Source organism: Burkholderia sp. Se-20378, from assembly GCF_017104665.1.
GTDB classification, from domain to species: Bacteria; Pseudomonadota; Gammaproteobacteria; order Burkholderiales; family Burkholderiaceae; genus Burkholderia; species Burkholderia lata.
In genome coordinates this window covers 1-913 of sequence record NZ_JAAGPG010001168.1, presented here as the reverse complement: position 1 = coordinate 913, position 913 = coordinate 1, and the positions used below count along the sequence as shown (strand labels likewise).

Below are 913 nucleotides of genomic sequence, written 5' to 3'. Positions count from 1 at the left end.
CGTCCCAGCGCGCCTCGTGGCCGCGCCAGCCGGCCGCGAAGTTGCCGCGCACGAGCTGGATGATCGCCAGGTTGAAACGGTACGACGCGTCGTCGGGCGCCAGCTCGCTCGCACGCGCCGCGTAGCGCTCGGCGTCGTCCCAACGCTGCGCCTCCTTCATCGCCAGCGCGACGTTGTTCATCGCGAGTGCGTTGTCGGGCGCGAGCTCGATGAGCCGCGCGGCGCACGCGAGCGCGGCGTCCAGGTCGTGCGTCGCGATCCGCGCGACGACGAGGTTGATCCACGCCTGCACGTCGCGTGGATCGAAACGCACGGCCGCTTCGAGCAGCGTGATCTCCTCCGCTCGGTCGCTGCCCGACAGCCGCAGCGCGATCGCGAGGTTGTTGCGCAGCGATGGCCGGTCGGCATCGAGCGCCAGTGCCGCGCGATACGGCGCCACGGCGTCCGCGTGCCGGCCCGCCATCTGCAGCGCGTAGCCGTGATTGAAGTACGCAGTCGCGCCCGGCTGCACGCGCACCGCGCATTCGGCGAGCGCGATCGCATCGGCCGTACGCTGCCGCGAGACAAGTACGCCGGTGAGTTGCGCGAGCGCATCGGCGTCGACCGCATGCAGATGCGCGGCGGCGGCGAGCCACAGATCGTGCGCGGCGTGCTCGCCGCGCGCCTGCGCATCGGCGGCCTGCCCGAGCAGCGCGAGGAAAGGCGGAAGCAGCGGAATGAGGATATCGGTCGGATCGTCCATGCAGTCGGGATCGGCTAGCGGTGGCGCGGCACGCGTCACGCGCACCGCAATACGCGCATCTTAACGCCCGCGCAAAGCCCCGCGGCACACGCGTCGCAAGAGGCCCCTCGCGGCCGCCCGCCGCACGCCGGTCACGCCCGCGCAGGCCGCAAGAACGGGGCCGACGGTGGG

1 protein-coding gene is annotated in these 913 nt (G+C 72.4%); it reads right to left on the bottom strand.

Annotated elements, in window-relative coordinates:
- Nucleotides 1-742, bottom strand: a 742-nt coding sequence (locus G3N93_RS40800; protein WP_206135612.1) for a tetratricopeptide repeat protein, incomplete at its 3' end; no start/stop codon positions are given.
- Between the last annotated feature and the right edge of the window lie 171 nt (nucleotides 743-913).